The following is a 24,212-nucleotide window of genomic DNA, read 5'->3' as shown; positions in this document are numbered from 1 at the left end:
GAGGCCTCCTTCGGTCGGCGGTGATCAGTACTGCCCCCCGAGCGGCGATTTCCGCCGTTCCCTGAATCGGTAACCATCGCCCCTCGCATGCGTTCCGAGAAAAGATCGCATGCGTTCCGAGAAAAGATCAAAAAGGAGATCGACGATGGAACCGCTCGGAAACCGCCGCTGGGTCATCCCCGAAGGCTTCATCCCGGACGCGAGCATGGCGAACGCGGACCGCGCGCTTACCAGCCACGAGGCGGCCTGCGTCCTCAACACCAGCGATGCCGATGCCCGGCTCGAGATCACCTTGTTCTTCACCGACCGTGAGCCCGCCGGTCCCTACCGCGTCACCGTGGGCGCGCGGCGCACGCTGCATCTGCGGTTCGGCGAGCTGGAGGGTGAGGAGCCGGTGCCACGGGGCACCGACTATGCCAGCGTGATCGAATCCTCGGTGCCCGTGATCGTGCAGCATACGCGGCTCGACAGCCGCGCCGCCGAAGTCGCGCTGATGACCACGATGGCCTACCCGGCGGGGTGAAGCGCGGGCGGGTCCTTCGCCGGGACCACGATGTTCGAGCCGAGCTGGTCGAGTGTCTCGACCCCGATCTGGCCGAGATCGTTGAGCATCTCGGTCTCGAGAATCTCGAGCGCCTTGCGCACGCCGCCTTCGCCGTGGGCGCACAGTCCGTAAAGCGTGGCGCGTCCGGTCAGCACGGCATCGGCGCCCAACGCCAGCGCCTTGAGGATATCGCTGCCCCGGCGGATGCCGCCCGAGATCATGAGCGCCTTGTCGCGCGGGACCAGTTCGCGCACTTCCGGCAGGACGTCGAGCGCGCTCACCGACCAGTCCGCCTGGCGGCCGCCGTGCGTGCCGAGGATCACGCCGTCAACGCCGTGCTCCATGGCCTCGCGCACGTCGCCGGGATGGATCAGGCCCTTGATCAGCAGCGGACCGTGCCAACGCTTGCGGATTGCCTCGACGTGCCGCCAGCCGAGGTCCTTGGGCATCTGGTCGCGAATCCAGAACGCGCCTTCGAAGAACCCGCGTTTGTCTTCCGGCAGGAAGTGGCGCACGTTCGCGAATTCGGGCATGCCATGGTTGAGCGTGCTCGCCAGCCAGCGCGGATGGCGCGCCGCATCGAGCGTGGTCGAGGGTGATGGCAGCGACCGGCCGATCCGCTGGCGCTCGTCCCATTCGCGCATGCCGTAGACCTGCGAATTGACCGTGAGCACCAGCGCCTCGCACCCGCAGGCCAGCGCGCGGTCGACCAGTTCGTGCCAGATGCGCTCGCCGCCGAACACGTAGAGCTGCCACCAGTGCCGCAATCCGGGAATCCGCGCCACGTCCTCCATCGTCTCGTTCGACATCGTGCTCTGGATGAAGGGCACGCCGAAGCGGGCGGCGGCGCGCGCCAGCGCGAGGTCGGCATGGCGCATGAACAGGCCGTTGAGCCCGGTCGGTGCGATCGCCAGCGGCAGGCGCGCGTCGCGGTCCAGGACCGCATGCCGGGCCGAGCGGTGCGAGACGTCGCGCAGCATGCGCGGCAGGAACCGCCAGTCGGCGAACGCCGTGCGTTCGCGCGTCAGCGCGGCCTCTTCCCCCGCGCCGCCTTCGAGATATTCGAGCACGAAGCGCGGCATGAGCTTGTGGGCACGGGCGCGCAGGTCGGCGATCGACTGCGCCCGAGACAGCATGGGACCATCGTAGTATTCGCGGAACGGTCCTCGACCCGGCAGGCTGGCAATGGTCTCGCGGTCGTCCTGAGGCATGGCGCAATCCTCGTCAGCGGCTAGCCGGTGGTCTCGGGCAGCGGCTCGGATTCGGCCTTGCGTTCGTTGCCGTCCTCGCGCGGCCCGAACAGGCGGCGCGCGGCCGTCACCAGCGCGAGGTGCGAGAGCCCCTGCGGAAAATTGCCGAGCTGGCGCGGCGGGTCTCCGGGGCTGATTTCCTCGGCCATCAGGCCCAGATCGCTGGCGTGGCCGGCGATCCGCTCGAACATCGCGATCGCCTCGTCCTCTCGGCCCTGCATGTAATAGACCTCGGCAAGCCAGAACGAGGGTGCGACGAAAGCGCCCTCCGAGGTGCCGATGCCGTCGTCGAACATATCGGGGTTGTAGCGCCAAACGAAGCCGTCGCGCACCAGATGGCGTTCGATCGCCGCGACCGTCGCGATCATGCGCGGATCGTTGGCATCGATGAACCCGACCAAGGGCAGCCGCAACAGCGCGGCGTCGAGACCGGTATCGTCGAAGGCGGCGGTGAAGCTATCCGCCTCCTCGTCGAAGCCTTCTGCGAGCACGCGTTCGCGCACCGTTTCGGCGAGGCGGCAATAATGCTCGGATTCCTCCTTGTCGCGATCGCACAGGAGCGCTGCGGTGCGATCGAACGCGACCCAGCACATCGCCTTGGAATAGGTGTGGTGTCGGTTGGGGCCGCGGCTTTCCCAGATACCGGCATCGGGCTCGCACCAGATCGCTTCCAGCTTTTGGGCCAGCGCGCGGATCAAGCGGCGGGCCTCGCCCTGGTCCTCGACGCCGTCGCGCACCGCCTGGAACAGCGCGTCGATCACCTCGCCGTAGATGTCGAGCTGGAGCTGTCCGACGGCGTCGTTGCCGAATCGCACGGGCCTGGCGCCGCCGAAGCCGGCAAGCCAGTCGGCTTCCCATTCGGGCAGGCGCCGCGATCCGTCGATGCCGAAGAAGGGCTGCAGCACGATCGGATCGCCGCCGACCGCGCGAGCGAGCCAGTCGATCCAGTGGCGCGCCTCCTCGCGCAGGCCCATCCGGCTGAAGGCGAGCAGCATCAGCGTCGAATCGCGCAGCCAGCAATAGCGGTAATCCCAGTTGCGCTCGCCGCCCGCCGCTTCGGGCAGCGACGACGTCGGCGCCGCGACGATCCCGCCGGTCGGGCGATGCATCAGCGCCTTGAGCGTCATCAGCGAGCGTAGCACCGTCGGCCGGTGCGCGGCGTCGTAGTCGATCTGTTCGGACCAGTCGCGCCAGAACCGGACGGTGTCGTGAAGCGCGCACATCGGGTCGACCCGGCGGGGCTCGGGCAAGTGCGAGGCGAACCAGGTCAACACCAGGCTGCGGCTCTCGCCCTCGCGGACAGTGAAACGGCTCACGAGACGCCGGTCCTGGGCCTCGATGGCACAGTCGAAATGCAGCGAAACGCCGTTGGGCCCGGCAATGGCGACCGCGCGTCCGTCGCCCGACTTGCGAACCATGGGGTGGATGCGCCCGTAGTCGAAGCGCAGCACCAGGTCGCTTTCGACCTCGACTTCGCCTTCCAGTCCTTCCACGATCCGCACGACGTCTGGCGCCTCGCCGCGGATCGGCATGAAATCGGTGATGCGCACGCGGCCGCAGGGTGTTGCGAAATCGGTTTCGAGGATCAGGCTGTCGTCGCGGTAGCGGCGCGAAACGTTCTCGATTTTCCCGGTCGGTTGCACGCTCCAGCAGCCGTTCTCACGGTCGCCGAGGATCGCGGCGAAGCAGGCTTCGGAATCGAAGCGCGGGAAGCACAGCCACTCGATCGTCGCGTCGCGATGGACCAGCGCGGCGGTTTCGCCGTCGCCGATCATCGCGTAGTCCGCGATCCGCCGGTCCGCGCTCATGCCTTGCGCGCCGAAAGCGCGGCCGCGAGCCCGCCGATCAGCGCGAGGCCAGATCCGGCCGCCACTGCCAGGCGGTGGCGGCTCAGCCAGAACTGACTGCTGGCGTTGCGTGCGGTGGCGTCGAAGCGGCCGTGCGCGCCGTGGTCGCCTGGCACCGGCTCCCACAGATTGTCGCGGCGGTCGGGCGCGACAGGCTCGTCGCCCTGTTGGCCGGAAAAGGCGGTGCGAGCGAGATAACGGTCGAGCAGCGGCGAGGCGAAACGATCGCCCCAGACGGCCTCGAGCGTCGGCCATCCGAGCTTGAGCGACTTGCGCTTGTGCTCGGAAGCCCAGCGGATCGCGCGGGCGGCGACTTCGGGCTGATAGGGCGGGCTCGCCGGTTTCGGCTTCATCGGCAGGTTGGTGCGGATCCAGTCGAACTGCGGGGTGTTGACGCCGGGCAACTGCACCATCGTGACGTGCACCTTCGACTTGGCGTGGAGCAGTTCGCTGCGCAAGGAATCGTGGAATCCCTGGATCGCGTGCTTGGCGCCGCAGTAGGCCGACTGCAGGGGAATGCCACGATAGGCGAGCGCCGAACCGACGAGCACGATCGAGCCACGATTGCGCGGGATCATGTGCTTGAGCGCGGCATGCGTCCCATGGACCTGCCCGAGGTAGGTAACCTTGGTGACCCGCTCGTAATCGTCGAGCGACATGTCGACGAAGCGCGAGAGAACCCCCGCGAACGCGGCGTTGACCCATGTGTCGATCGGCCCGAAGGCCTTTTCCACCTTGTCGGCGGCGGCTTCGACGGCGCGATGGTCGGCGACGTCCAGCGGCAGGACGAGCGCCTCGGCTCCGGCCCGCCTTGCCTCGCTTGCCGCGCCTTCCAGACCATCGGTGCCCCGCGCGATGAGGCCGAGCTTGACCCCCGGCGCGGCGAATTCTCGGGCGACCGCGCGGCCAACTCCGGCGGATGCGCCGGTGATGACCACGACTTTGCTTTGCGTGTGTCCAGCCATGCAGTCTTAATTGGCCGGCGCGCGCCAAAGTTCCGATCGATCGGGAACTTCGGTTCGCCTCGCTCCTTTACGTTCATGCGAAGGGGAAAGGCGCTTGCAAATCTTCTCGCCCTCGGCGGACACCTGGTTCCGGGCCGGGCTTGCGGCATTTGCCGTTCTAGTCGCGGCGCTGGCGCTGGTGGGTGGCGGCTACGCGCGCTCCGAGTACCTCACGCAAGTCGGCTGGACGAGAGATCAGCAGGTCCCGTTCAGCCACAAGCACCATGTGGGGGACCTCGGGATCGATTGCCGGTATTGCCACACCTCGGTGGAGACAGCGACCCGGGCCGGGCTGCCGCCCACGCACACCTGCATGACCTGTCATTCCCAGGTGTGGACCGGAGCGCCGATGCTTGCCCCGGTGCGAAAGAGTCTGGCGACCGGCGAGCCGCTGCACTGGCGCCGCGTCGCGCAATTGCCGGACTACGTGTACTTCGACCACTCGATCCACGTCGATCGCGGCGTCGCCTGCGTTGAATGTCACGGGCGCGTCGATCGCATGCCGCTGACCTGGCGGGCCAAGGCGTTCGAGATGAAGTTCTGCCTCGACTGCCATCGCGACCCGGCCCCGCATCTGCGTCCGCCCGAGCAGGTTACCCGCATGGACTGGTCGGACTGGTCGGAGGATCGGGCCGAAGCCTTCGGCATGGCGGCGATGCGGCGATTTCACGTCGAACCGGCCCGGCTCGACAGTTGCGAGATCTGCCACAGATGAGCGGCGATCGCCCCGTTGACGGCCTCGAAGGCCTGCGTGCCAGCAGCGGACGGCATTACTGGCGCTCGCTTGAGGAGCTGTGGGACAAGCCCGGCTTTCGCGCCCGGGTCGCGCGGGAATTTCCAGCGCTCGCCCGCATCGCCCCCGATGTCGACCGGCGCGGTTTCTTCAAGTGCCTGGCCGCCACGGTGGCGCTGGCCGGCCTGGACGGCTGCGAGCGCCAGGCGGCGGAAGATGCCTATCCGCTGGTGCGCGATCCCGACGGAAGCGCGCCGGGTTCGCAGCGCGCCTATGCCACCGCCTGGGAACTCGACGGGATCGGCCAGCCGGTGATCGGGCAATGCCGCGACGGTCGCCCGATCAAGCTCGAAGGCAATCCCGGGCATCCGGCGAGCCGGGGCGCGACCGACGCTTTTACCCAGGCCGCCTTGCTCGGACTTTATGATCCCTCGCGTTCGCCCGCCCCCAGGCACGACGATGGACCCGCGACCTGGGACGACTTCGACGCGTTTGCGCTGGGCGAACGTCAACGGCTCGATGCGGCGCGGGGTCGGGGCTTCCGGCTGCTGACCGGGCCGGTCGGCTCGCCCACGTTGCTGCGCCAGATCGCCGAACTTCAGGAGCGCTGGCCCGGCATGCGCTGGCATGTCCATGCGCCGCTGGGGCGGCGCGATGCGAGCCGAGACCTCTCGTTCGCCGATGCCGAGGCGATCGTCTGTTTTGACGATGACCCGTTGGGCAATGGTCCCTTCCAGACCTGGCACGCGGGCAACTGGGCACGGCGCCGCCGCGCGTTCCAGCAGGGGCAGGGCGATGCGCTGCTGATGGTGGCCGAGCCCAGCCCGACGCTCACCGGCGTCGCCGCGCAGCATCGCCTCGCGAGCGCGCAGGGGCGGATAGGCGTATTGCTCGCCGCGCTCGCCGCCGCGCTGCGCGGCACGTCCGGTCCGGGCGGAATCGGCCCCGTGGAACGCCGCTGGATCGAGCAGGCGGCAAGGACCCTGCGCGCGCATCGTGGCAAGAGTCTGGTGAGGGTAGGCGCCCACCACCCGGAGGCGCTGCAAAGGCTTGCGCGCGCCGTGAACGACGAACTGGGCAACACCGCGCCCGCCCGCCCGCAGGCTGGGGACAGCCCACCCGATCTCGCCGATCTCTGTCGCGACATGGCCGCGGGCGCGGTCGCGACGCTGCTGATCCTCGATGCCAATCCGGCCTCCAGCGCCAGTCCCGATCTCGGCTTCGAGCGCGCTCTGCGGCGCGTGCCCCGGCGCATCCATGCCGGGCTCCACAACGACGAGACCGCGCTCGTCTGCAATTGGCACCTGCCGCTTGCGCACCTGCTCGAAAGCTGGAGCGACGTGCGCTGCGCCGAAGGTTCGGCGGCGCTCGTCCAGCCGCTCGTGCGGCCCTTCCTCGACGTGCGCTCGCGCCACGAAGTCCTCGCGGCTTTCACGGGTGGCGAGCGTGGCGGCCGCGCGATCGTTCGGGCGACCTGGCCGGGCGACGAGGCGGCGTGGCGGGCGCGCCTCGTCGCGGGCGTGGTCGACGCCGAACCGGTCGGCGCCTCGCCTCGCGCGCCGTCACGATCGCCGGGGCGGCAGCCGCCCGCCACGCCTTGGGGCGAGCTGGAACTGATCTTCCGGCCGGACCCGACGATCCATGACGGGGCCTTCGCCGCCAATCCCTGGCTGCAGGAAATGCCCAAGCCGCTCACCAAGCTGACCTGGGACAACGCCTTCCACATCGCCCCGCGCCAGGCCGAGCGCCTCGGCATCGCCAATGGCGACATGGTCGAGGTCTCGGTCGGTGGGCGCGGTTTTATCGGCCCGGCCTGGATCGTGCCCGGACAGGCCGAGGACACGATCCTCGTCCATCTCGGTTACGGCCGCCGCGCGGGCGGCAAGGTGGCCGACGGCTGCGGCTTCGATGCCTATGCGATGCGCTCGGCCGAGAGCCCCTGGGTGCGCCGCGACGTCAGCTTGCGCAAGGCGGGCGGCCGGGCCGACCTTGCCTGCACCCAGACGCACTGGGCGATGGACGGGCACGACTGGATACGCTCGGTGAACGAGCCGGACGAGGCGCTGCCGGACAAGCCGGAAGGCGCGAACTTCTATCCGCCCCGCAAGGCCGAGGCCGGCGGGCCTGCCTGGGGCATGGCGATCGATCTCGATCTGTGCATCGGCTGCAACGCCTGCGCGGTCGCCTGCGTCGCCGAGAACAACGTGCCCATGGTCGGCAAGGAGCAAGTCGCCAAGGGCCGTGAAATGCACTGGCTGCGGATCGACCGCTACTACGAGGGCTCCGCCGAGGACCCCGATCACGCGTTTCAGCCGGTGCCCTGCATGCATTGCGAGGATGCGCCGTGCGAAATGGGCTGCCCGGTCAACGCCACGGTGCACAGCCCGGACGGTCTCAACCTGCAAGTCTACAATCGCTGCATCGGCACGCGCACCTGCTCGGCCTACTGCCCCTACAAGGTGCGGCGCTTCAACTGGCTCGACTATACCCGCGATGCCGAGCCCGCACGGGTCGCGCAGCGCAATCCCGAGGTCACCGTGCGCGATCGCGGGGTCATGGAAAAGTGCACCTATTGCATCCAGCGCATCCAGACCGCGCGGATCGAGGCGGACAAGGACGGTCGCCCCTTGGCCGAGGGCGAGGTCGTGACCGCCTGCCAGCAGGCCTGTCCGACCCAGGCGATCGTCTTCGGCGACCTTTCCCGGCCCGAGAGCGCGGTCAGCCGCCGCAAGGCGGATGGGCGCGACTATGCCTTGCTGGAAGAAGCGAATACCCGCCCGCGCACGACCTACGGGGCCAAGATCAGCGGAGGTGCGAAGAAGGCATGACCGCGCCCTCGCGCTATCACCAGATCACCGGCGAGGTCGTCTCCATTCCGCCGCGCTTTCCGGCGCCGCGCGCATGGTGGCTGCTGTTCGCGGGGGCGCTCGCGCTGCTCGCGCTCTGGGTCGTCGCGGTCGCGGTGCTGCTGGTGCGTGGTCCAGGGGTATGGGGCAACAACATCCCGGTCGGCTGGGGCTTTCCCATCATCGGCTACGTCTGGTGGCTGGGAATCGGCCATGCCGGAACGCTCATTTCCTCGATGCTGCTGCTGCTCTCGCGAAGCTGGCGCAATTCGCTCAACCGCTTTGCCGAGGCGATGACCCTGTTCGCGGTCGTCTGCGCCGGGCTGCTGCCGATCCTCCACCTCGGGCGGCCCTGGTATTTCTATTGGATGGCGCCCTATCCGAACACCATGGGAGTCTGGCCGCAGTTCCGCAGCCCGCTCGCATGGGATTTCTTCGCGGTCGTCGTCTATCTCGTGGTCTCGGTGGCGTTCTGGTACGTCGGCATCATCCCCGATCTCGCCTCGGCCCGCGACCGGGCGACCAAACGGCGCTGGCAGTTCTTCTTCGGGCTGCTCGCGCTCGGCTGGCGCGGCGCGGGAAGCCACTGGCTGCGCTGGCGGCAGGCCTATCGGCTGACCGCGGCGCTGGCGATCCCGCTTGTCGCGCTCGTGACAGCCTCGTATGCCCTGCTGTTCGCGGGCGGACCGGTGCACGGCTGGAACTCGACCATCTTTCCGGCCTATTTCCTGGTCGGCGCCGTCTTCTCGGGGTTTGCCGTGGTCGGCATCCTCGCGGTCGTCATCCGCAGCCTGCTGGGGTTGCGCGACCTGATCACGCCGCTCCATTTCGACCGGATCGGCAAGCTGCTGCTCGCGACCGGGCTGATGACGCTCTACGGCTATCTCGCTGACGCCTTCACCGCGCTCTACGGCGGTGGCTACGAACTCGAAACGCTGCACGACCGGGTCGGTGGCGCCTACGCCTGGAGCTTCTGGGGCGCCGTCGTGCTCAACTTCGTACCGCTCCAGTTCATGTGGCGCCGCCGGTTCCGGACTTCGCCGATCGTGCTCGCGCTGGTCGGCGTCTCGGTCGCGGCGGGAATGTGGCTCGAGCGCTACATGCTCGTGGTGACCGGACTGTTCCGCGACTGGACCGGCTCCTCGACCGGGCTGTTCCACGCGACGTTCTGGGACTGGGCGTTATTCGCCGGGTTCATCGGCGTGTTCGCCACCGGCATGCTGCTGTTCGTGCGCCTCCTGCCGGTCGTCTCGGCCTTCGAGATCAAGCGCGAAATCGGGGAAAGCGGTGGCTGAGCGGACCTGCCCCTACGCGGTGCTTGCCGAATTCGACGCGCCTCGGGCGCTTGTCGAAGGGGCCGGAACGCTGCGCGGCGACGGCTGGCGGATCGAGACCTTCTCGCCGTTCCCGCTCGACGGACTCGGTGACGCGATCGGCTTTTCGGATAGGGCCGTCCCGGTCGCGGTGCTGGTCGGCGCGGTTCTGGGCGCGGCGCTGATCTTCGCGATCCAGGCCGGCGCCAATCTCGACTACCCGCTCGACGTCGGCGGGCGACCGCTCGTTACCGTGCCCGGATTTCTGCTGGTGACGCTCGAGTGCGGCATTCTCGGCGCGGTCCTCGCCGGGATCGGCACGATGCTGGCGCGCAACGGGTTGCCCCGGCTGCATCATCCGCTGTTCAATGCCGAACGCTTCAGCCTGGCGAGCGACGATCGCTTCTTTCTCGCGATCCTGGTCGATGGCGACGCCGATCGCGCGCACGACGCCCGCGCCGCGTTGTGGCGTTGCGGCGCGGTCGATGTCGTCGATGTCGGCGAACAGTTGGTCGCATGAGGCCGGTCCGCGCCATGGTCGTGCCGATCTTGGGCTGCGCGCTCGTCGCAGGCTGCGGCAAGAACATGGTGCAACAGGCGCGCTACGATCCGTACGAGAAGGCTCCGCTTTTCGAGGACGGCATGGCGATGCGGGCTCCCCCCGAGGGTGTCGTCTCGCGCGACGCGCCGCAGCGCCGTGCCGCAACCCAGCGCCCGGCGATGAGCGCGGCGCTGCTCGCGCGCGGACGCGAGCGCTACGGCATCTATTGCGTGCCATGTCATGCGCGGGACGGATCGGGCAACGGCATCGTGCCCGCGCGCGGCTTTCCGCATCCGCCCGATTTCCATTCCGAGCGCCTCAAGGCCGCCTCGGAACGCCATTTTTACGACGTGATGACCCAGGGATATGGCGTCATGTACGCCTATGCCGACCGCGTGCCGCCGCGCGACCGGTGGGCGATCGCCGCCTATATCCGCGCGCTGCAGGCGACGAACCTGCCCGAAGATCGCACGGAGCCTCGCCGTGGCGATTGAGCTGCCGGTCCGCGAGCGGCGCGTCGCCGCGCTGGGCGGGGTGAGCCTCGCGGCGGCGCTGGTCTGCGTCCTGATATCGCCTCGCGAAGCGCTGACCGGCTGGCTCGGCGCGGCGGTTCTGTTTCAGGCGTTGCCGATGACCGCGCTCGCCTTGCTGGCGACGATGCGTCTCGTGCCCGGCGAGTGGGAGGTGGATCTTCGCCCCGTGTGCGAGTTTGCCGGTCGGCTCTGGCCGCTGGCGGCGCTCGCCTTCGTGCCCGTTCTCGCCGGGATGGGCACGATCTACGACTGGAGCAGCGAGCCCGCGGCGAGCGATTTTCAGGACGCGTGGCTGGGCTATGTCCCTTTCGCGCTGCGCACCGTGCTGTGGTTCGTCGGCCTGGGACTGATCGCGCGCGGCCAGATCGGCCGGAGGGCCGGGGAGGGCGCCTCGTCGGCGGCGCTGGTGTTCCTCGTGCTGGGCGGCTCGCTGGTGGCGGTGGACTGGCTGATGTCGCTCGACGCGCATTTCCATTCGTCGGGCTTCGGCCTGCAAGTCCTCGCGATCGAGGCGGGCGCGGCCTTCATGGCGCTGCTGATCGTCCGCATGGCGATGCCCGGCCCGATCGCGCGGCCCGGAATTCTCGGCGGCCTGCTGCTCACGCTCATGGTGGTCTGGGCCTACTTTCAGTTCCTGCCCTATCTGGTGATCTGGTCGGGCAATCTGCCCGAGGGTGCAGCCTGGTACGCGCAGCGAGGCGGCGACGGCTGGAGCCTTGTGCTCTGGGTCGTGATCGCGCTCTCGCTCGCCGTGCTCGGGGCGCTGTTCTTCGCGCAGGTGCGCACGCGGCTTCGCCCGTTGCGGCTCGCGGCCGCGATCGCGCTGGCCGGCAAGGGGCTCGAGTTCGCATGGTTCGCGCTGCCGGGGCGCGGCGGGCTCGCCGTTCTCGCCTACGCCCTCACGCTTGCGGGACTGGCGGCGCTCGGCGCGGCTGGCTTGGGGATTCTCTGTAGGATGGAGACGCCGGCATGATCCGCGATCTGCACGCCCACACCGATCAGCAGCGCACCGACGATCCGTCGAAGGTGCCCGCGCGCGCGCGAGAACTGGGCTACGAACCGCAGGACTGGCCGATTGGGCGCATCGCCTGGGGATTCGGCGCGCTCTTTGCCGGGATCGCGGTGTCGCTGGGCTTCGTTGCCGTTCTGACCGGATGGCTGGGGCCCCCGCGCGGCACCGGCGATGCCTTTGCCGCCTGGCAGGAGTTCACATCGCCGGCACCGCCGCTCGAGGCCGAACCGGGGCAGGCGCGCGCCTATCTCGACAGCACGCAGGACCTGCGCCTGCACCGCGCGCCGCAGCCGATCGAGGCGGCCATGCGCGAAACCGCAGCGCGCGGCTGGAAGGACGGCGGGTCATGAGGCTCTGGCTCGTCCTGCTGCTCATCGCGCTGTCGCCCGCAGCCTGGGCGGCCGCGCCGTTCGATCCCTTCGGCGCCGCGCGGATCGACGAGCGGCCGGGCGCGCAAGTGCCGCTCGATGCGCGGCTCGTCGATGCACGGGGACGCCCCACTAGCCTGCGCGCGATCGGGCAAGGCAAGCCGATCGTGCTGACCCCGGTCCTCCACGAATGCCCCAATATCTGCGGCGTGACGCTTTCCGGGGTGGCGGATGCCTTGGCCGCGCAGGATGACCTGCGCGCGGGGCGCGATTTCGCGGTGGTCGCTTTCGGCATCGACCCCGAGGAACGCCCCGCCGACGCGCGGGCCGATATCGGCCGGCTCGCGAAGCAGCGGTCAGACGGCTTGCCGGCTAGCCTCGTGGCGACCGTCGGTGACGCCGATCAGCTTCACGCCGTTACCGATGCCCTCGGTTACCACTACGCGTTCGACCCGCGCATCGGCCAGTACGCCCATGCCGCCGCGACGGCGGTGCTCACGCCCGACGGGCGGCTGGTCCGCTGGCTCTACGGTCTCTCGCCCGATCCCGCGCAGATGCGCGAAGCCCTTGCCGATGCCGAGGCGGGGCGCACCGGCGGATTTCTCAAGCAGTTGATCCTGTTGTGCTATCACTACGATCCCGAGACCGGCACTTATTCGCTGCTGATCGATCGGGTCGTGCGCTATGCGGGAATCGCGACCGTTGTCCTGATCGCGGCGCTTATTCTCTTCCTGCGCAGGCGCTCGGCATGAGCCCGTCGATCGAACTGTGGCCACCGATGGCATCCGAATACGCCGGGCGCGTCGATCTCCTGATCGCGAGCTTCGGCGCGCTGGTTGCATTGCTGTCCGCCCCGGTGTTCATCCTCATGGCGTTCTTCGCGGTTCGCTATCGCCGGGGCCGTCGCGCCGACCGCTCGCACCGCGAGGATCGCAATGTCTGGGTCGAAGTGAGCTGGTCGTTGATTCCCTTTGTCCTGGTGCTCGGCTTCTTTGTCTGGTCGACCAAGATGTTTCTCGACCAGCGCTCACCGCCCGAAAACGCGCTGACGCTGACCGTGGTCGCCAAGCAGTGGATGTGGAAATTCCAGCACCCCGAGGGCGCGCGCGAGATCGACGAGCTGCACGTGCCCGCCGGGCGCCCGGTCCGCCTGACGATGACCTCGCAGGACGTGATCCACAGCCTCTACGTGCCCGCGCTGCGGATCAAGCAGGACGTGCTGCCCGACACCTACAGCCAGCTCTGGTTCATCGCCGACCGGCCCGGTGTCTACGCACTGCGCTGCGCCGAGTACTGCGGCACCGACCACAGCGAGATGATCGGCCGCTTCATTGTCCAACGGCCCGAGGACTATGCCCGGTGGCTGGCGCGGTCGGGCACCGACGAGGGCCTTGCCGAGCGGGGCGGCAAGCTGTTCGTCAAGCTCGGCTGCTCGGGCTGCCACGGCCCTGCATCGCCGGTGCGCGCACCGTCGCTGGCCGGGCTCTACGGCTCGGTCGTGCCGCTCGAGGGCGGCCGCGTGGTCCGCGCCGACGAGCAGTACCTGCACGATTCCATCATGCTGCCCAACAAGGATGTGGCGGCGGGGTACAAGCCGATCATGCCGCCGTTCGGCAATCTCATCGGCGAGGAGGAAGTGAGCCAGCTCGTCGCCTGGATCAAGTCGCAAGCGGACGCGGGGAGAGCGCAGCCATGAGCAGGCGCACGTCGCAGGACGCGATTCCCGACACCCGCGAGGAGCGGGCGAGCTATCTCAACGCGGGGCAGGGGCTGGGCTCGTGGCTGCTGACGCACGACCACAAGCGGATCGCGCTGCTCTATCTGATCTCGATCACGTTCTTCTTCGCGGTTGCCGGATGCGCGGCGGCGCTGATCCGCGCCGACCTGCTGACGCCCGAGGCGGATCTGCTGAGCAACGAGGGCTACAACCGCGCCTTCTCGCTGCACGGGATCATCATGGTCTGGTTCTTCCTGATCCCCTCGATCCCCAATGTCTTCGGCAATTTCCTGATCCCGCTGATGATCGGCGCGCGCGACGTCGCCTTTCCGCGGCTCAACCTCGCTTCGTGGTACATCTTCATGGCCGGCGGGCTGCTCACGCTGGCGATCGTTGTCATGGGCGGGGTCGACACCGGCTGGACGTTCTACACGCCCTATTCCTCGACCTACTCGAACGCCTATGTGATCGGCGCCCTGGCGGCGGTCTTCATCTCGGGCTTTTCCTCGATCCTGACCGGTCTCAACTTCATCGTCACGGTGCACAAGTGCCGCGCTCCGGGGATGACCTGGGGACGCCTGCCGCTGTTCGTCTGGTCGCACTATGCCACCTCGGTGATCTTCGTGCTCGCGACCCCGGTGCTTTCGATCACGCTGCTGCTGGTGGCGCTGGAACGGATATTCGGCGTCGGCATCTTCGATCCGGCGCTCGGCGGCGATCCGCTGCTGTTCCAGCACCTGTTCTGGTTCTACTCGCACCCGGCGGTTTACATCATGGTCCTGCCGGCGATGGGCGTGGTCACCGAACTGATCACCGCCGCCGCGCACAAGCGCGTGTTCGGCTACTGGTTCATCGCCGGGTCCTCGATCGCGATCGCGGTGATTGGCTTTCTCGTGTGGGGCCACCACATGTTCGTCGCGGGGCAGAGCCCTTATGCGAGCGCGGTCTTCTCGTTCCTGTCGATCGTCGTCGCGGTGCCGAGTGCGATCAAGGTCTACAACTGGACCGCGACGCTGCACAAGGGCGAGATCCTGCTCGACGGGCCCTTCCTGTTCGCGCTCGCCTTCATCGGCCTGTTCGTGGTCGGCGGGCTGACCGGACTGATGCTGGCGATGCTGGCGATCGACGTGCACGTGCACGACACCTACTTCGTCGTCGCCCACTTCCACTACATCATGGTCGGCGGCACGGTCTCCGCGTTCTTCGGAGCCTTGCACTACTGGTGGCCGAAGATCACCGGACGGCTCCATTCCGACCTCTGGTCGCGGGTTTCGGCGATCCTCATCTTCGGCGGGTTCAACATGACCTTCTTCCCGCAGTTCCTGCTGGGCTACGAAGGCATGCCGCGCCGCTATCACGTCTATGACCCCTCGTTCCAGGTGCTCAACGTGATGTCGAGTGTCGGCGCGTCGATCCTGGGTCTCGGCTATCTGCTGCCGCTGACGTACCTGCTGTGGTCGCTGCGTTACGGCAAGCCCGCCGGGCCGAACCCCTGGGGCGCGACAGGGCTCGAATGGTCGGTCGCCTCGCCGCCGCCCAAGCACAACTTCGAGACGATCCCGCTCGTCGCAACGGGACCCTATCGCTATCCGCTCGAAGCCGACGCGCCTGACGAAGGCGAGGGCGAGAAGGAGGCCGAACGTGTCTGAACGCGCGCTCCACGATCCCTTCACGCGGCTCGACCGGCAGCGCGAGGCGGACCGGCTGGGCATGCTGCTGTTCCTGGGCTCCGAGGTGATGCTGTTCGGCGGCCTGTTCGCCGCGGCCATGGTACTGCGCCTGCAGCATTCGCACGACTACATCGCCGCCTCCAAGGAGATGCATTACTGGCTGGGCGGCATCAACACGGCGGTGCTGCTCACTTCCAGCGCGCTGGTCGCGGGCGCGCTGGAGGCGACCCGGGCAGGGCGGGCGCGGCTGTCGGGCTGGCTGCTCGGCTTCGCGATCGCTCTCGGCCTCGCGTTCCTCGCGATCAAGGGGACCGAATACGCGATCGAGTGGCGCGAGGGCGTCGTGCCGCGCTTCAGCGACGCCAAACTGCATGGCGGGCCGCACGAACTGTTCATGGTGCTCTATTTCTGCGCGACCGGGCTTCACGCCCTCCACGTTACGGGCGGGCTGACGTTGCTGGGTATGATGATCTGGCCCAAGGGCGCGGCGCGCGCGGAGCGTGAGGCGACGACGCTGGGCAATGTCGCGCTCTACTGGCACCTCGTCGATCTGATCTGGATCTTCCTCTATCCCACGCTGTACCTGGCGCGCTGATGACGGCAAGCTTGCGCCTCGTCCTCGTCTGGGCCGCGCTGATGGGCCTGCTGGCGCTCACCATCGGCGCGTCTTTCCTGCCGCTGGGACCTGTCCTGCCGGTGATCAGCTATGCCATCGCCGCCGCGAAGGCAGGCCTCGTCCTGTGGTTCTTCATGGAACTGCGCGAGGAGGGCGGACTTGCCCGGCTCGCCGGAATGGCGGGCTTCATCTGGCTGGCCTTCCTGCTCACCCTGCTGGCCGCCGACCTGACGACGCGCTGACGCCGCCGACCCGCCGCGTCCGTCACGCCGGGCCCAGCATCTGTTCCGGCCGCACGATGGCGTCGTAGTCCTGCGCGCTGATCTTGCCGCTTTCGAGCGCGGCTTCGCGCAATGTCTGGCCCGTCTCGTGCGCCCGCTTGGCGATTTTCGCCGCCGCCTCGTAGCCGATCGAGGGAGCGAGCGCGGTGACGAGCATGAGCGAGCGATCGAGGCTCGCCGCGATATTATCCTCGCGCGGCTCCAGCCCCTCGACCAGATGCTCGCGAAAGCTGTCCGCCGCGTCCGCGAGCAGGGTGATCGACTGGAGGACGTTGAAGCCGACGAGCGGCCGGTAGACATTGAGTTCGAACTGCCCCTGACTGTCCGCGAAGGTCACCGTCGCGTGATTGCCGAACACTTGCGCGCAGACCTGCGTCATCGCCTCGCACTGGGTCGGGTTCACCTTGCCGGGCATGATCGAGGAGCCCGGCTCGTTGGCGGGAAGCGCGAGTTCGCCCAATCCCGCACGCGGCCCCGAGCCCAGGTAGCGGATGTCGTTGGCGATCTTGAACAGCGAGGCGGCGAGCGTGTTGAGGGCACCGTGGCAGAACAGCAGCGCGTCCTGCCCCGCCAGCGCCTCGAACTTGTTGGGCGCGCTGACCAGCGGCAGGCCCGTCGCGGCGGACAGCGCTTCGGCGATGGCCTCGGCGAAGCCCGCCGGCGCGTTGAGCCCGGTTCCGACCGCGGTCCCGCCCTGCGCGATCTGGTGGAGCCCCGGCAGGGCGGCCTCGATGCGCGCGCGCCCGTTGGCGACCTGCATCGCATAGCCCGATACCTCCTGCCCGAGCGTCAGCGGGGTCGCATCCTGGGTGTGCGTCCGCCCGATCTTGATGATCTCGGCCCACGCCTCGGACTTGGCGCGTAGCGCGGTATGGAGCGCATCGAGCGCGGGGAGCAGCCGGTCGCGGATCGCCGTCGCGGCGGCGATGTGGATCGCGGTGGGAACGGTGTCGTTAGAGGATTGACTGCGATTGACGTGATCGTTGGGATGCACCCGCGCGTATTCGCCGCGCGCGCCGCCCAGGATCTCGTTGGCACGATTGGCGACGACTTCGTTGACGTTCATGTTCGACTGCGTGCCCGATCCGGTCTGCCAGACGACGAGTGGAAACTGGTCGTCGTGCCGTCCGGCGATGACCTCGTCGGACGCCGCCACGATCGCCTCGGCCAGTTCCGCGTCGAGATGGCCCATGTCGCGATTGACTTGGGCGGCGGCGCGCTTCACTTGCGCGATGGCATGGACGATGGCGATCGGCATGCGCTCGCCGCCGATCCGGAAATTCTCCAGCGAACGCTGCGACTGGGCGCCCCACAACTTGTCGCGCGCAACCTCGATATCGCCGATCGAGTCGTGTTCGGTGCGCGTATCACTCATTTCCGTCTCCTTGGAGCAGCCGATGGTCACAAGCTCATGAACCCGATCGCGCCCATCCCCGCGATGTAGACGATGAGCACGGCAAGCGAGTCGTAGCCCATCCTGAGGAACGCCTTGTCGCGGCGTTCGATCAGGCCGACAAGGAAGATCGCCGTAAGCAGGATGCCGATCAGTGCCGCCGTCATGGATGCCTGGTCGACCTGCCGCAGCGCCAGTCCGCCCCGCAGGCCCGCGTCGACCAGCAGCACCAGTGCGATGTCGAACATGTTGCCGCCCAGCACGTCGCCGATCGCGAGTTCCGCGCGGTTGATGCGGACCGCCGCGATCGAGGTGCTCAGTTCGGGCAGGGACGTCGCGGCGGCGAGCAGCGTGAGACCGAGCAACCCCGTGTCGAGACCGGACTTCTCCGCCATGGCCTCGGCACTGAGCGTCAGCACCGTACCCGCCAGCAGGATGGCGAGCGCGGCCCCCGTGGTGAGCGCCACGAGCTTGCGCTTCGCCAGGAAGTCGGCCTGCACGCGCTCGTCTGGCTCGACGAATATCTCGGTCGGCGTCCAGCCCGACGCAGACCCTTCCTTGTTCAGCAGCCAGACGGAGAGGACGTAGGTGACCGCGATAAGCAGCGGGAAGACGCCGATCCCGAGCCCGGGAATCGGCCAGTCGCCCATCATCACGCCGATCGTGACCAGCACGAGCAGCACGATCGAGATTATCGCGTTGAGCATCGTGCGGGGCCCCGGGACCATCGCGGTCAGTGCGCCGCGTCTGACGAAGAGATCGGCCAGCGCCAATACTACGATCTGGAAAGAGACCCCGCCGATCAGGTTGTTCACGGCCATCCGGCCGTTGCCGGTCAGGCTGGCGACCCCGGTTGTCGCGATCTCGGGCAGGGAGGTCGCCGCGCCGAGCAGCAGGACGCCGACGACGGCGTGTCCGAGGCCGGATCGGTCGGCGATCTCGTCGGCATAGCCCGCCAGCTTCGCGCCCGCGAACCAGACGACGGCGGCCGCACCGAGGAACGCCAGACCGAGGACGGGCAACGAAAGTGCGGAGAAATCGGGCATCGTGTCAGCGGATCAGGGGCTGGAGCGTGCCGTAGCTTTCAACGATGCGGCCCCGCTTGAAGCAAAGCGCGCAGATCGCAGCTCCGCCCGCCACGCTCACAATCATGTGGGCCAGGGACCCATCGTAGAGCCAGGGCGAGACGGCGAAACCCACTCCGATCGGCAGCAGGAGGAAGCGCGCTGCGCGGGTCACTTCGGCGGCGGCGACGGCGAGCACCGTGATCACGAGCGAGCCGAGCAGGTGATCGGCATCCGCCATGCCGCCTTGCGCGCCGAGCGTGAGCCGGGTGAACAGGAACGACAGGCCGATCAGTCCGGCGAGCCACAGCGTCCAGGGCAGGTTCACCGCGCCCGACCACATCGCATGCAGGATCGCGCCCGGAGACCGCTCGAATTCGCGATAGGGCTCGGTCAGCCGCTTGCCTTCGTCGGGACCGCCGAACAGCAGGACCCGCAGCAGGTTTTCGCCCTTCTTGCGGCGCCGGTTGATGTACGAGAGGCTCGCCGCCAGTTCGTCCAGCGAATAGGGGATCTGCACCAGCATGGCCGTCGCGCCGATCAGCGCCAGCGTGCTCCAGGTGCCGATGACGATCGGCTGGATGACGATGAAGGCGATCGAGACGATGCCGAGCGGAACGATCATCAGCCCGAAGGCGACCACGAGCCAGGGCATCGTCCGCCAGCGCGCCCGCGAGCCGACGATGCCGGTCAGGATTTCGAGCATGTAGGTATAGGCACCCAGCGCGGCGTCGGGCACCGGCCAGGCTTCGGAGACGCTGGAGGTGACGATCTCCTCGGTGCCGTTCCGCGGGTCTGCCGCGGACCCGGCGAAGAACGGCTCCCACACGCTGTCGACGTGGCCCATCTGGTAGGCCGCGAGGTAGCGCGAGAACAGCAGCCCGACGATCGCGAGCACGATCACCGGAAGCCGCTGCACCCAGGCCGAGGGGTTGAAGCTCCAGCCGTGCGGTATCTCGGGCTCGGCGCGGCGGGCGGAGATGTCGGGCCCCACTTCGGGCGGCGTGCCCACCGCGAAGGCGAAGATCAGGCCGCCCGCGAGCGTGTCGGAGAGATAGGCCGCTGCGTTCGGCGTCACGAACAGTACCGGCAGCGCCATGACCAGCGCGCCGATCGCGGCCGAGGCCCAGCGCGCCCAGCCGAAGCGCCAGCTCAGCGAAAGCGTGGCCGTCACCAGCAGCGCCACGCCCAGTGCAACCTCGCTCCAGGCATAGCCGGGCTGGCCGATGCCGATGAGCGGAGGTTGCGTGATCAGCCAGAAGGCTAGCGCCATGTTGGCGAAGTGTGCCCATCGCGTCGCCCGGTGCCGGTCGATCCGCACGGTCTCGACCTCGGCGCGCAGGTCTTCGGGTTCCTCGCCGACCTCGGCCGCTTCGCGCATCCAGTCGGGCGGAGTGATCTTGTTGCGCTCGTACCAGGCGGCGGGGTCCGCCTTGAGGTTGGCGATCATGGCCGGCAATTCGTCCTGGAGGCGATGGCGCGGGCGCCAGCCGAGCCAGTCTTCGGTCCGCTTGATGTCGAGCGCGTAATGATCGTCGGCCATGTCGATCATGAACGGGCGGATGAAGGGCGGTTCGCCCTGATCGATCGCGTCGGGGATGACCGGTTCGAGCTTCTCCTGCGCAAGCGCGCCCGCCTTGGCGAAGGGCTTGGGCACCTTAATCGTCTCCCATGCGTCCTTGCCGTGAACCAGCTCGCCGATCTCGTCCTGGAGCGCGTCGTAGCCGGGCGCGAAGGGCTCGCCGACCAGCACGACGGCATCGTCGGGAAGCTGTCCCCGGCGCTCGACGGCGCGCTTGACGGCCTCGACCATGTCGTCGCGGTGGAGCATCGATTGCCCGGCGTCGAGCGCTCCGGAATAGAGGTGGGATTCGAGCTGGCGTTCGTAGATGCGCGCGATCTGCTGGGAGAGCGTGGGAACCGCTGTGGCCTCGTCATAGACCCCGGCGAGCCGCAGGATCGTGTAGGGCATCGTTGCGTTCTGCCGGATCGTCTCCTCGACCTCGAGCTTGGAGCGCGGATACTCCCAGCGCGGCCCGAGCGGCGATTGCTCGTCGATCCGACGGCCCGGATCGACCGGCGCGTGAACGAGCATGGTCGAGGCATAGACGAAGCGCTCGACCTCGAAGTCCGCGAGCGCGGTAAGCAGGTTGCGCGTCCCTTCGACATTGACCTTTTCGTAGAGCGGGCTCGGCTTGCCGGAAAAGTCGAAGAAGGCGACGAGATGGATCATCGCCGCCACCTTGCGGCCGTATTGCTCACCGATCTTGTCCAGCGCCAGCGAGACCGACGATGGCGAGGTGATGTCGAACTCGACGATCTCCATGCCTTCGGTCCCGGCGGCGCGATCGAGGCCGACGATGGTGAATTGATCTTCAAGCGCGCGGAACAGGGAGGTTCCCAGGTTTCCCGCCGCTCCGGTGATGATGACCAGGGGTTTCTGTCTGGCGGCGTGCTCGCTCACGCGGTCCTCCGTCGCTCCGGCGTTCCCTAAGCCAACAAGTCAGCGGACAAAGAGTTTCCGGACCAATTCCACGGTCCGGATCGGTCGCGCGGCCAGACGGCGATATCGGATGGCGACATTAGCCCCCGGGCGGCGGTCAACCGGCGAAACGCTCGCGCATGCCTTCCGCGTGCAGGCGGCGACCCCCGGATCGTCCGTCGCGGCAGATCGGCTTCAAAGCGTGGAAACGAGATGGCCGCCGTCGACGACGATGTCGGAGCCGGTCATGTAGGACGACTGGTCCGATGCCAGCAGCAGCAGCGGGCCGTCGAGTTCGTTGAGCGAGCCAAGCCGGCGCTGCGGGATGCGCTTGATCAGCCGCTCGCCCGCATCGCTTGCGAAAAACGCCTGATTGAGCTCGGTCTCGAGGTAGCCCGGCGCCAGCGCGTTGACGCGGATGCCGTAGCGCGCCCATTCGAGCGCGAGCTGCCTGGTCATTTGCAGGATGGCCGCTTTCGACATCGCATAGGGCGTGACGTTGCCCCCCTGGCGCAAGCCGAGGATAGAGGCGATGTTGATGATCGAACCGCCCTTTCCCTTCATCTGCCGCGCGGTGTGCCGGGCCATCTCGAACGGCGCGCGCACGTTGATCTCGAACAGGTGGGCGAAGGCGTCGCCATCGTAGTCCATTGCAGGCTGCGTGCGGGTGACGCCGGCGTTGTTGACGAGGATGTCGGGAGCGCCGAGCCCGGCGACGGTCTCGGCGACGCAGCGTTCGGGGCTCCCGTCGGCCTTGAGATCGGCGGTGACCGTGAGAACCTCGACTCCGGTCGCGCGCAATTCTTCGGCGAGCACCACGAGCCGGTCTTCGCGGCGCGCGATCAGGGCGAGGTTCGCGCCGGCGCCGGCGAGCGTCCTCGCGAAGTGCTCGCCGAGGCCGCTCGAGGCTCCGGTGACGATGGCGATCTTGCCCGATAGCAGCTTGGCGGTCATAGCCTCTCTCCATGGCGGTCGTGCGGTATTGGTCGTTGCGCCGCCCTCTAGCACAATTCCTCCGACATCCCTGGGGCGGCACCGGCCAAGCCGGGAGGCCTCGTTGATCGAGATCAAAGTTCGACGCGGTTCGACTCGCTAATAAGTCAACAGTGTTGTTGATTAAGCGGGAGAGAACGATGTCGATCTACAACCCCACCACGTGTCCTCCGGCAGAGGGCATCGACATTCCCGCGATCCGCGCGAAGTATCTCGCCGAGCGCGATCGCCGCCTGAAGCGCGACGCCAACGATCAGTACGTGCCGACGAGCGGCAAGTACGCCGATATCTACGAGAAAGACCCCTATAATCCCGTGGTCCCGCGCGATCCGATCCTCGGCGAGACCGACGTCGTGATCCTAGGTGGCGGATATTGCGGCATGATGGTCGCGGCCCAGCTCAAGATGGCGGGCATCGAGGATATTCACAACATCGACCACGCCGGCGATTTCGGCGGCACCTGGTACTGGAACCGCTACCCCGGCATTCAGTGCGACAACGACGCGCTGTGCTACATGCCGCTGCTCGAGGAAACCGGATACATGCCGTCGAAGAAGTTCGCCGACGGTATCGAGATACAGAAGCACTGCCGGATCATCGCCGAGAAGTACGGGCTTTATGACACGGCGCTGTTCCACACGCTGATCACCTCGCTCAAGTGGGACCCGGAGATCAGCCGCTGGCACGTCGGCACCAATCGCGGCGACGACATCAAGGCCCGCTTCGTCGTGCTGGCGATGGGGCCGCTCAACAAGCCCAAGCTGCCCGGCATCCGCGGCATGGACGATTTCAAGGGCAAGATGTTCCACACCGCGCGCTGGGATTATGAATATACCGGCGGCGAATGGGGCCGTCCCGAGCTCGAGAAGCTGAAGGACAAGCGCGTCGCGATCATCGGGACCGGGGCCACCGCGGTTCAGGTCGTGCCCTATCTCGGAAAGTACGCCAAGCAGCTCTACGTCATCCAGCGCACGCCCTCGACGATCGACTTCCGCAACAACCGCGAGACCGATCCCGAGTGGTACTGGTCGCAGGAGCCGGGCTGGCAGGACCGGCGGATCGCCAATTTCCACCGCGCCGCGATGGAGCGGATCGCACCTCGCGACATCGACATGGTCGAGGACATCTGGACCGAGATCAGCCGCAACTGCGCCGCCGAGCTGGAGGCCGAAGGCTGGCCCGACGAAACGCCGGAGCAATACGCCGCGCGCCGCGAGGTGATGGATTACCGCGTCATGGAGCGGCTGCGCGCCCGCGTCGACGAGATGGTGGACGACCCCGAAACCGCCGAGGCGCTCAAGCCCTATTACCGCTACTTGTGCAAGCGCCCCTGCTCGAACGATGACTTCTATCCGACCTTCAACCGTCCCAACGTGAAGCTGATCGACGTCGCCGAGACGCAGGGGCTGGAGCGCCTGACCGAGCATGGCTTCGTGCACAAGGGCGAGGAATACGAGATCGACTGCCTGATCTTCGCCTCGGGCTATGAAGTCACCAACGACCTCGACCGGCGCTGGGGGATCGAGACGATCGAGGGTGCGGATGGAGTTTCGATCTACGATTACTGGCGCGAGGGCTTCAAGACCTTCCAGGGCATGATGGCGCACGGCTTCCCGAACATGTTCTTCACTGGCTTTACCCAGGCCGGGGCCAACGCCACGAACTCGAAGACCTTCATCGATCAGGGGCGCCACATCGGCTACATCGCCAGCGAGGCGCTCAAGCGCGGCGCGGCCGTGATCGAGCCGACGCAAGAAGCGCAGGATGCCTACATCGCGCACCTGCGCTCGGTCGCGGTGGACAATTCCGAGTACGTCAACTCGTGCACGCCGTCCTACTTCAACAACGAGGGCGACGAGACGAAGAAGCGCCACATTTTCGGCGAGCCTTGGGGTGAGGGCTACTACGCCTTCGAGGCCATGCTCGCGAAGTGGCGCGACGACGGGGCGCTCGCCGGGTTGCGGTTGACGAAGGAAGACGAGCTCGAACCCGCGGAATGACGTTT

The 24,212-nt window shown here is 67.7% G+C and carries 21 protein-coding genes; 14 read left to right on the top strand and 7 right to left on the bottom strand.

What is annotated here, in order from left to right:
- Positions 1 to 145: 145 nt before the first annotated feature.
- Complete coding sequence (locus B2G71_RS04835; RefSeq protein ID WP_098104599.1) at positions 146 to 523, top strand: sensory rhodopsin transducer; 378 nt, start codon at positions 146 to 148, stop codon at positions 521 to 523.
- Here the strand turns inward: B2G71_RS04835 and B2G71_RS04830 are convergent.
- From B2G71_RS04830 to B2G71_RS04820, 3 genes are read right to left on the bottom strand one after another with little or no spacing between them, the layout of a single operon-like run.
- The gene (locus tag B2G71_RS04830; protein ID WP_098104598.1) at positions 508 to 1,755 is read right to left on the bottom strand and encodes an alpha-hydroxy acid oxidase; all 1,248 of its coding nucleotides are present in this window, start codon (positions 1,753 to 1,755) and stop codon (positions 508 to 510) included. The two genes, B2G71_RS04835 and B2G71_RS04830, sit on opposite strands and share 16 nt — an antisense overlap.
- Before the next feature lie 20 nt (positions 1,756 to 1,775).
- Entirely contained in the window at positions 1,776 to 3,602 is a 1,827-nt protein-coding gene (locus B2G71_RS04825) for a glycoside hydrolase family 15 protein (protein WP_098104597.1), read from the bottom strand.
- Positions 3,599 to 4,606 (bottom strand): SDR family oxidoreductase, encoded by a 1,008-nt coding sequence (locus B2G71_RS04820; RefSeq protein ID WP_098104596.1) that lies wholly within the window; start codon positions 4,604 to 4,606, stop codon positions 3,599 to 3,601. The genes B2G71_RS04825 and B2G71_RS04820 overlap by 4 nt, the downstream gene beginning before the upstream one ends.
- Before the next feature lie 94 nt (positions 4,607 to 4,700).
- On the opposite strand from B2G71_RS04820, the gene B2G71_RS04815 reads away from it, so the two are divergent.
- The 12 genes from B2G71_RS04815 to B2G71_RS04760 are packed head-to-tail and all read left to right on the top strand — an operon-like array spanning position 4,701 to position 16,236.
- The gene (locus B2G71_RS04815) at positions 4,701 to 5,360 is read left to right on the top strand and encodes a cytochrome c3 family protein (protein WP_098104595.1); all 660 of its coding nucleotides are present in this window, start codon (positions 4,701 to 4,703) and stop codon (positions 5,358 to 5,360) included.
- On the top strand, positions 5,357 to 8,206 hold the full coding sequence (locus tag B2G71_RS04810) for a TAT-variant-translocated molybdopterin oxidoreductase (protein ID WP_098104594.1): 2,850 nt from the start codon (positions 5,357 to 5,359) through the stop codon (positions 8,204 to 8,206). Before B2G71_RS04815 ends, B2G71_RS04810 begins: the two co-directional genes overlap by 4 nt.
- Positions 8,203 to 9,519, top strand: coding sequence for an NrfD/PsrC family molybdoenzyme membrane anchor subunit (gene nrfD / locus B2G71_RS04805; protein ID WP_098104593.1), 1,317 nt, complete (start codon positions 8,203 to 8,205; stop codon positions 9,517 to 9,519). Before B2G71_RS04810 ends, nrfD begins: the two co-directional genes overlap by 4 nt.
- Positions 9,512 to 10,057 carry a DUF3341 domain-containing protein gene (locus B2G71_RS04800; RefSeq protein WP_098104592.1) on the top strand — a complete coding sequence of 182 codons (546 nt, stop codon included), beginning with the start codon at positions 9,512 to 9,514 and terminating at the stop codon, positions 10,055 to 10,057. Before nrfD ends, B2G71_RS04800 begins: the two co-directional genes overlap by 8 nt.
- A complete protein-coding gene (locus B2G71_RS04795; RefSeq protein ID WP_098104591.1) occupies positions 10,054 to 10,572 on the top strand; it encodes a cytochrome c in 519 nt (172 codons plus the stop codon). The genes B2G71_RS04800 and B2G71_RS04795 overlap by 4 nt, the downstream gene beginning before the upstream one ends.
- Positions 10,562 to 11,584, top strand: a complete 1,023-nt coding sequence (locus B2G71_RS04790) for a hypothetical protein (protein WP_098104590.1) — start codon at positions 10,562 to 10,564, stop codon at positions 11,582 to 11,584. Before B2G71_RS04795 ends, B2G71_RS04790 begins: the two co-directional genes overlap by 11 nt.
- A complete protein-coding gene (locus tag B2G71_RS04785; protein WP_098104589.1) occupies positions 11,581 to 11,973 on the top strand; it encodes a hypothetical protein in 393 nt (130 codons plus the stop codon). Before B2G71_RS04790 ends, B2G71_RS04785 begins: the two co-directional genes overlap by 4 nt.
- Entirely contained in the window at positions 11,970 to 12,743 is a 774-nt protein-coding gene (locus B2G71_RS04780; protein WP_098104588.1) for an SCO family protein, read from the top strand. The genes B2G71_RS04785 and B2G71_RS04780 overlap by 4 nt, the downstream gene beginning before the upstream one ends.
- Entirely contained in the window at positions 12,740 to 13,687 is a 948-nt protein-coding gene (gene coxB, locus B2G71_RS04775) for a cytochrome c oxidase subunit II (protein WP_098104587.1), read from the top strand. Before B2G71_RS04780 ends, coxB begins: the two co-directional genes overlap by 4 nt.
- Positions 13,684 to 15,357, top strand: a complete 1,674-nt coding sequence (locus B2G71_RS04770; RefSeq protein ID WP_098104586.1) for a cbb3-type cytochrome c oxidase subunit I — start codon at positions 13,684 to 13,686, stop codon at positions 15,355 to 15,357. The genes coxB and B2G71_RS04770 overlap by 4 nt, the downstream gene beginning before the upstream one ends.
- The gene (locus tag B2G71_RS04765) at positions 15,350 to 15,973 is read left to right on the top strand and encodes a cytochrome c oxidase subunit 3 (protein WP_098104585.1); all 624 of its coding nucleotides are present in this window, start codon (positions 15,350 to 15,352) and stop codon (positions 15,971 to 15,973) included. Before B2G71_RS04770 ends, B2G71_RS04765 begins: the two co-directional genes overlap by 8 nt.
- A complete protein-coding gene (locus tag B2G71_RS04760) occupies positions 15,973 to 16,236 on the top strand; it encodes a cytochrome C oxidase subunit IV family protein (RefSeq protein WP_098104584.1) in 264 nt (87 codons plus the stop codon). Before B2G71_RS04765 ends, B2G71_RS04760 begins: the two co-directional genes overlap by 1 nt.
- Positions 16,237 to 16,258: 22 nt before the next feature.
- On the opposite strand, the gene fumC is transcribed toward B2G71_RS04760, so the two are convergent.
- The 4 genes from fumC to B2G71_RS04740 form a co-directional block, all read right to left on the bottom strand.
- The gene (gene fumC / locus B2G71_RS04755) at positions 16,259 to 17,650 is read right to left on the bottom strand and encodes a class II fumarate hydratase (RefSeq protein WP_098104941.1); all 1,392 of its coding nucleotides are present in this window, start codon (positions 17,648 to 17,650) and stop codon (positions 16,259 to 16,261) included.
- A gap of 26 nt (positions 17,651 to 17,676) precedes the next feature.
- Positions 17,677 to 18,714, bottom strand: coding sequence for a hypothetical protein (locus tag B2G71_RS04750; RefSeq protein WP_098104583.1), 1,038 nt, complete (start codon positions 18,712 to 18,714; stop codon positions 17,677 to 17,679).
- Positions 18,715 to 18,718: 4 nt separating this feature from the next.
- The gene (locus B2G71_RS04745) at positions 18,719 to 21,196 is read right to left on the bottom strand and encodes an NAD-dependent epimerase/dehydratase family protein (protein WP_098104582.1); all 2,478 of its coding nucleotides are present in this window, start codon (positions 21,194 to 21,196) and stop codon (positions 18,719 to 18,721) included.
- A gap of 213 nt (positions 21,197 to 21,409) precedes the next feature.
- Positions 21,410 to 22,168 (bottom strand): glucose 1-dehydrogenase, encoded by a 759-nt coding sequence (locus B2G71_RS04740; RefSeq protein ID WP_098104581.1) that lies wholly within the window; start codon positions 22,166 to 22,168, stop codon positions 21,410 to 21,412.
- A 179-nt stretch (positions 22,169 to 22,347) separates the two neighbouring features.
- Here B2G71_RS04740 and B2G71_RS04735 point away from each other — a divergent pair, with 179 nt between their 5' ends.
- Positions 22,348 to 24,207, top strand: a complete 1,860-nt coding sequence (locus B2G71_RS04735) for an NAD(P)/FAD-dependent oxidoreductase (RefSeq protein WP_098104580.1) — start codon at positions 22,348 to 22,350, stop codon at positions 24,205 to 24,207.
- The last annotated feature ends 5 nt before the right edge of the window (positions 24,208 to 24,212 follow it).

Source organism: Novosphingobium sp. PC22D (genome assembly GCF_002556635.1).
Taxonomy (GTDB): Bacteria; Pseudomonadota; Alphaproteobacteria; order Sphingomonadales; family Sphingomonadaceae; genus Novosphingobium.
The sequence above is the reverse complement of the archived record's forward strand: the minus strand, read 5'-3'. Positions and strand labels throughout refer to the sequence as shown.

Bases quoted from the DNA above. Each gene is read 5' to 3' on its own strand.
- B2G71_RS04760 (WP_098104584.1), top strand. From the start codon at position 15,973: ATGACGGCAAGCTTGCGCCTCGTCCTCGTCTGGGCCGCGCTGATGGGC.
- fumC (WP_098104941.1), bottom strand. From the start codon at position 17,650: ATGAGTGATACGCGCACCGAACACGACTCGATCGGCGATATCGAGGTT.
- B2G71_RS04770 (WP_098104586.1), top strand. From the start codon at position 13,684: ATGAGCAGGCGCACGTCGCAGGACGCGATTCCCGACACCCGCGAGGAG.
- B2G71_RS04795 (WP_098104591.1), top strand. From the start codon at position 10,054: ATGAGGCCGGTCCGCGCCATGGTCGTGCCGATCTTGGGCTGCGCGCTC.
- B2G71_RS04820 (WP_098104596.1), bottom strand. From the start codon at position 4,606: ATGGCTGGACACACGCAAAGCAAAGTCGTGGTCATCACCGGCGCATCC.
- B2G71_RS04830 (WP_098104598.1), bottom strand. From the start codon at position 1,755: ATGCCTCAGGACGACCGCGAGACCATTGCCAGCCTGCCGGGTCGAGGA.
- nrfD (WP_098104593.1), top strand. From the start codon at position 8,203: ATGACCGCGCCCTCGCGCTATCACCAGATCACCGGCGAGGTCGTCTCC.
- B2G71_RS04740 (WP_098104581.1), bottom strand. From the start codon at position 22,168: ATGACCGCCAAGCTGCTATCGGGCAAGATCGCCATCGTCACCGGAGCC.
- B2G71_RS04750 (WP_098104583.1), bottom strand. From the start codon at position 18,714: ATGCCCGATTTCTCCGCACTTTCGTTGCCCGTCCTCGGTCTGGCGTTC.
- coxB (WP_098104587.1), top strand. From the start codon at position 12,740: ATGAGCCCGTCGATCGAACTGTGGCCACCGATGGCATCCGAATACGCC.
- B2G71_RS04835 (WP_098104599.1), top strand. From the start codon at position 146: ATGGAACCGCTCGGAAACCGCCGCTGGGTCATCCCCGAAGGCTTCATC.
- B2G71_RS04825 (WP_098104597.1), bottom strand. From the start codon at position 3,602: ATGAGCGCGGACCGGCGGATCGCGGACTACGCGATGATCGGCGACGGC.
- B2G71_RS04810 (WP_098104594.1), top strand. From the start codon at position 5,357: ATGAGCGGCGATCGCCCCGTTGACGGCCTCGAAGGCCTGCGTGCCAGC.
- B2G71_RS04785 (WP_098104589.1), top strand. From the start codon at position 11,581: ATGATCCGCGATCTGCACGCCCACACCGATCAGCAGCGCACCGACGAT.
- B2G71_RS04780 (WP_098104588.1), top strand. From the start codon at position 11,970: ATGAGGCTCTGGCTCGTCCTGCTGCTCATCGCGCTGTCGCCCGCAGCC.
- B2G71_RS04735 (WP_098104580.1), top strand. From the start codon at position 22,348: ATGTCGATCTACAACCCCACCACGTGTCCTCCGGCAGAGGGCATCGAC.